The 5,334-nt window shown below is 73.0% G+C and carries 4 protein-coding genes; 3 read left to right on the forward strand and 1 reads right to left on the reverse strand.

Annotated elements, in window-relative coordinates; translation table 11 throughout:
* Positions 1–136: 136 nt before the first annotated feature.
* The gene (locus ABD207_RS26145) at positions 137–601 is read right to left on the reverse strand and encodes a cyclic nucleotide-binding domain-containing protein (RefSeq protein WP_344015615.1); all 465 of its coding nucleotides are present in this window, start codon (positions 599–601) and stop codon (positions 137–139) included.
* Positions 602–839: 238 nt separating this feature from the next.
* On the opposite strand from ABD207_RS26145, the gene ABD207_RS26150 reads away from it, so the two are divergent.
* The 3 genes from ABD207_RS26150 (at position 840) to ABD207_RS26160 (ending at position 5,051) form a co-directional block, all read left to right on the forward strand.
* Entirely contained in the window at positions 840–1,769 is a 930-nt protein-coding gene (locus ABD207_RS26150) for a universal stress protein (protein ID WP_344015616.1), read from the forward strand.
* A gap of 149 nt (positions 1,770–1,918) precedes the next feature.
* The gene (locus ABD207_RS26155) at positions 1,919–4,291 is read left to right on the forward strand and encodes a phosphoketolase family protein (protein WP_344015617.1); all 2,373 of its coding nucleotides are present in this window, start codon (positions 1,919–1,921) and stop codon (positions 4,289–4,291) included.
* 109 nt (positions 4,292–4,400) lie between these two features.
* On the forward strand, positions 4,401–5,051 hold the full coding sequence (locus ABD207_RS26160) for a DedA family protein (protein ID WP_344015618.1): 651 nt from the start codon (positions 4,401–4,403) through the stop codon (positions 5,049–5,051).
* The last annotated feature ends 283 nt before the right edge of the window (positions 5,052–5,334 follow it).

Genomic DNA, 5,334 nt, shown 5'->3' on the forward strand with positions numbered 1-5,334 from the left:
AGCCCGCCGAGGACTGAGGCAGCCCGGTAGGGCACCCTCGCCCCCGTGGCCTGCGCGTTTCCGCGCGGTGCCGGGCGGGGCGGCAGCCGTGGCCGGGCGCTGCCGCCGATCCCGGCGGCTCGCTCGGCGAAGTGAGTCAGACCGTGCTGCCCGCCCCGTACGGGGCGTAGAGGTCGAGGAGGCGGACGCGGGCGGCGTGGAGGCGGTGGGCGACGACGTTGCCGACCCATTCGGCCACGGCCTGGCCGAAGACCGGGTCGGCGTGGCGCAGGGCGTTGACGGGCGCGGCGTCGAACTCGTAGGCGCGCACCAGCGTCTCCGCCTCGGCGCCCAGATGCCAGATGTGCGGCTCGAACAGCCAGGACCAGCCGACGAGTTCGTTGTGCCCGAGGCGTTCGATCACCGCGGGGCGGCGGCCGGGCACCCGCATGTCGAGGGCGACGGTGCCGGTCCGGACGACCCAGAACCGGTCGGCGCGTCCGCCTTCCTCGAACAGCCGGACGCCTTGCGGGAAGGACACCTCGCGGGCGAACTCCATCAGACGTGCCCGGTGCTGGGCGGGCAGTGCGCGAATCGCGCTGGGGGACGGGGGAGCGAACATGGCGGGCCTCCCTGAGCTGAGGCGTTGCGGGTGAGCGGTCTGCCGTTTGCACCGTCCAGCCTCCCGCGCGGCCGGCCGCACCAGGAGGGGCCGAACGGCCCTGCGGGCCCGGCACACGGCCCTGACCCGGCCGCCCCGGGCAGGGTCCTTCGGCGCCGGGACGGGCCCCGCGGCCCCTGTGCGCGGGAGGCGGGGCGCACCAGGCTGAAGGTGACCGCTCCGACCCCAGGAGGTCACCATGTCCCGCCCCCTCATCGCCGGCCTGGACGGCTCGCCCGAGAGCAGGGCCGCGGCCGAATGGGCGGCCCGCGAAGCGGCGCTGCGTGCCGCACCGCTCCGGTTGCTGCACGTCCACCCGACGGTCGTCGCCCCGCTGCTCGGCGGGGAGACGGAGCCGTCCTGGAGCGAATCCGTCACCGCATCGGAGGACTCGGTCGGAACCTGGCCCCGGATGCTGCGGGAGACCGCCGAGGGGCTGCGGCTGCGCCACCCCGGCGCCGAGATCGAGACCGAGCACCGCATCGGCTCGCCCTACGACGTGCTGATCCGCGCCTCGGACGAGGCCGAGCTGCTCGTGCTCGGCTCCCGCGGCATGGGCGGCGTCGGCGGGTTCCTGGTCGGCTCCGTGGGGCTGGTCGTCGTGGCGCACGTCCGGCGGCCGGTCGTCCTGGTGCGGGCCGGGGAGCAGGCCGCCGACGAGCACCAGCCGGACCCGGCCGGGATCCCCTCCGCCGCAACCCCCTGCCTCCCGGTGCTGCTCGGCCTCGACGTCGACGACCCCTCCGACGAGCTGCTCGCCTTCGCGTTCGCGGAAGCGGAGCGGCGGGAGGCGAGCCTGCGGATCGTGCACGGCTGGAACCTGCCGCCGTACTACGTCTACGGCGTGCCGGCCGACCCCGAGCGCTACCACGAGATCGCCGCAGCGCAGGCCGCGCTGCTGGCCGGCCTGGTGCGCCCCTGGCGGGAGAAGTTCCCGGGCGTCGAGGTGACCGAGGAGTCCTTCGGCGGCACCCCCTCCGTCCGCCTGGTCGAGGCCTCCGCCCGGTCCTCGCTGCTGATCGTCGGACGCCGGATGCGCCGGCACGCCATCGGGACCCGCATCGGCTCCGTCACCCACGCCGTGCTGCACCACGCCACGGCCCCGGTCGTGGTGATCCCGTTCCACTGAGACTCCGGAACCCACCGACACCGGGCGCGGCGCGCACATTGCGCCACATGCCGCCGTACGCACGCGAGAGGCATCACACCGGCACAGACTGGTACCCCCTGCTGATGCCCGGCGCGGAGCGCACCCGCCGACCACTCACGGAGTCAGCCATGCCCGAGGACCAGCACACCGGACCCAGCGACGAGGAACTGCGCACCCTGGACGCCCACTGGCGCGCCGCCAACTACCTGTCGGCGGGCCAGATCTACCTGCTGGGCAACCCCCTGCTGACCGAACCCCTCAGGCCCGAGCACGTCAAACCGAGGCTGCTGGGCCACTGGGGCACCTCACCGGGCCTGAACCTGGTGTACACCCACCTCAACCGCGTCATCCGGGCCCGCGACCTGGACGCGCTGTGCATCTGGGGTCCCGGCCACGGCGGGCCCTCCATCCTGGCCAACACCTGGCTGGAGGGCACCTACGGCGAGATCTACCCGGACGTCGGCCGGGACGCGGCCGGCATGGCACGGCTGTTCCGGCAGTTCTCCTTCCCCGGCGGCGTGCCCAGCCACGTCGCCCCCGAGGTCCCCGGCTCCATCCACGAGGGCGGCGAGCTCGGCTACTCCCTCGCCCACGCCTACGGAGCCGCCTTCGACAACCCCGGCCTGCTGGTCGCCTGCGTGATCGGCGACGGCGAGGCCGAGACCGGCCCGCTCGCCGGGTCCTGGCACTCCAACAAGTTCCTCGACCCCGTCCATGACGGTGCCGTCCTGCCGATCCTGCACCTCAACGGCTACAAGATCGCCAACCCGACCGTCCTCGCCCGCCTCCCCGAGCCCGAGCTCGAAGAGCTGCTGCGCGGCTACGGCCACGACCCGATCACGGTGAGCGGCGACGACCCGGCCACCGTCCACCGGGCCATGGCCACCGCCATGGACACCGCCCTCGACCGCATCGCCCAGGCCCAGCGCGCCGCCCGGGAGGACGGCGTCACCGAGCGGGTCCGCTGGCCCGTGATCGTGCTGCGCACACCCAAGGGCTGGACCGGCCCCGCCGAGGTGGACGGCAAGCCCGTCGAGAACACCTGGCGCTCCCACCAGGTGCCGCTGCCCGGCGTCCGCGAGAACCCCGAGCATCTGCGGCAGCTCGAGGCCTGGCTGAAGTCGTACCGCCCCGGCGAGCTCTTCGACGCCGACGGCCGGCCCGTCGACGAGGTCCTCGCCTGTGTGCCCGAGGGCGACCGCCGCCTCGGCGCCACCCCGCACGCCAACGGCGGCCTGCTGCTGCGCGAACTGCCGCTGCCGGACCTCGACGAGTTCGCCGTACCCGTGGACAAACCCGGCACCACCCTCCACGAACCCACCCGCGTCCTCGGCGACCTGCTCGCCCGCGTGATGAAGGACACCGAGACCCGCCGGGACTTCCGGCTCGTCGGCCCCGACGAGACCGCCTCCAACCGCCTCGACGCCGTCTTCGACGCCAGCGGCAAGGCCTGGCAGGAGCGCACCCTCCCCGTCGACGAGCACCTCGACCGGCACGGCCGCGTGCTGGAGATCCTCTCCGAGCACCTGTGCCAGGGCTGGCTCGAGGGCTATCTGCTCACCGGACGGCACGGCCTGTTCTCCTGCTACGAGGCGTTCGTGCACATCGTCGACTCGATGGTCAACCAGCACATCAAATGGCTGCGCACCTCGCGCGAACTGACCTGGCGCGCCCCGATCGCCTCCCTCAACTACCTGCTCACCTCGCACGTCTGGCGCCAGGACCACAATGGCTTCTCCCACCAGGACCCCGGGTTCGTCGACCATGTGCTCAACAAGAGCCCCGGGGTCGTCCGGGTCTACCTGCCCCCGGACGCCAACACCCTCCTCTCCGTCGCCGACCACGTCCTGCGCAGCCGCGACTACGTCAATGTGATCGTGGCCGGCAAGCAGCCCTGCTACGACTGGCTGACGATGGACGCCGCCCGCGCCCACTGCGCCCGCGGCGCCGGTGTCTGGGACTGGGCCGGCACCGAGAACGGCGGCGAGCCCGACGTCGTCCTCGCCTGCGCCGGCGACGTCCCCACGCAGGAGGTGCTGGCCGCGGCCCAGCTGCTGCGCCGCCATCTGCCCCAGCTCGCGTTCCGCGTCGTCAATGTCGTCGACATCGCCCGGCTGATGCCCCGCGAGGAGCACCCGCACGGCATGCCCGACTTCGAGTACGATGGCCTGTTCACCACGGACAAGCCGGTGATCTTCGCCTACCACGGCTACCCGTGGCTGATCCACCGCCTCGCCTACCGCCGCACCGGCCACCAGAACCTGCACGTGCGCGGCTACAAGGAGTCGGGCACCACCACCACGCCCTTCGACATGGTGGTCCGCAACGACCTCGACCGGTACCGGCTCGTCATGGACGTCATCGACCGGGTGCCCGGCCTCGCCGTCCGCGCCGCCGCCGTGCGCCAGCGCATGGCCGACGCCCGCACGCGCCACCACGAGTGGATCCGTGAGCACGGCACCGACATGCCCGAGGTCGCCGAGTGGAGCTGGAACCCGTGAGCGCCAGGCACCCTCTTGTGAACCGGTAGGCTGCACGGACCGCGCGCCGTGACCGGGCGCACGGCCCGCAGACACAGAACGCAGCTCGGGGATCGGAAGGAAATCGGCGTTGCACGTCCAGGAATGGCTCGAGACCGTGCCCGCGGTCGCCGTCTACGCGCTGGTGGGAGTGGTCATCGGACTGGAGAGCCTGGGCATCCCGCTGCCGGGTGAGATCATCCTCGTCTCCTCGGCCCTGCTCGCCTCCCAGCACGGCGACATCGACCCGGTGATCCTCGGCGCCTGCGCCACCGCCGGCGCGATCATCGGTGACTCCATCGGATACGCCATCGGCCGCAAGGGCGGACGCCCGCTGCTCGCCTGGCTCGGCAAGAAGTTCCCCCGCCACTTCAGCGAGGGACACATCGCCACCGCCGAGCGCTCCTTCCAGAAGTGGGGCATGTGGGCCGTCTTCTTCGGCCGCTTCGTCGCCCTGCTGCGCATCTTCGCCGGCCCGCTCGCGGGCGTGCTGCGCATGCCGTACTGGAAGTTCCTCACCGCCAACGTCCTCGGCGGCATCCTCTGGGCGGGCGGCACCACGGCCGTCATCTACTACGTCGGCATCGTCGCCGAAGCCTGGCTCAAGCGCTTCTCCTGGCTGGGCCTGGTAGCGGCGGTCCTCATCGGCGTCACCTCGATGCTGGTCCTGAAGCGCAAGGCAAAGAAGGCCCAGCCGACGGAAACGACGACCCCCGAGCCCGCCACCGCCACCACGGACTGATCCTGCCCCGGGGCGACCCGCGCCGCACCGGCCAGGCCCCCCGAGGGGCTCGCGTCGGCTGTTCGTAGCCGGGGCCCCCAGGCCATGACCGTGGCGCCTGCCGGTCGACTGCCTTGGGGGGCGCCCGCGCCAGCAGTTCATAGCTTGGGCGCTGCCCGGCCTGACGGTGGGGCTCGCCGGCTGGCCGCGGCCGTGGTACCCGCCGGTCGACTGCCGCCCGGCCGCCTGCGTCGGCTGTTGGTGGCCGGGGCGCTGCCCGCCCTGACGGTGGGCTCGCCGGCTT

This window comes from Streptomyces thermospinosisporus, assembly GCF_039526425.1.
Classification (GTDB): domain Bacteria; phylum Actinomycetota; class Actinomycetes; order Streptomycetales; family Streptomycetaceae; genus Streptomyces; species Streptomyces thermocarboxydovorans.